The sequence below is a fragment of the Herbaspirillum sp. UBA812 genome (assembly GCF_002296545.1).
Lineage (GTDB): Bacteria > Pseudomonadota > Gammaproteobacteria > Burkholderiales > Burkholderiaceae_D > Herbaspirillum > Herbaspirillum huttiense.
On record NZ_DBIC01000301.1, the window covers coordinates 5,849 to 6,075 of the forward strand.

Below are 227 nucleotides of genomic sequence, written 5' to 3' on the forward strand. Positions count from 1 at the left end.
GCAGGCCGGTGCGCTGGAAGAGACCGCCTCCTCCATGGAGCAGCTCAATTCCACCGTCAAGCAAAATGCCGAGAACGCCCACCAGGCCAACGACCTGGCTCTGGCCGCCTCCGACGTGGCGGTGCAGGGCGGCAGCATCGTCTCGCAGGTGGTGGAGACCATGCAGTCCATCAATGCCTCCTCGCAGAAGGTGGCCGATATCGTCAGCGTGATCGATGGCATCGCCT

1 pseudogene is annotated in these 227 nt (G+C 63.9%); it reads left to right on the plus strand.

Going from position 1 to position 227, the window contains the following annotated elements:
* Positions 1–227 (plus strand): annotated as a pseudogene (locus B3873_RS20900) (methyl-accepting chemotaxis protein); the annotation flags it as partial.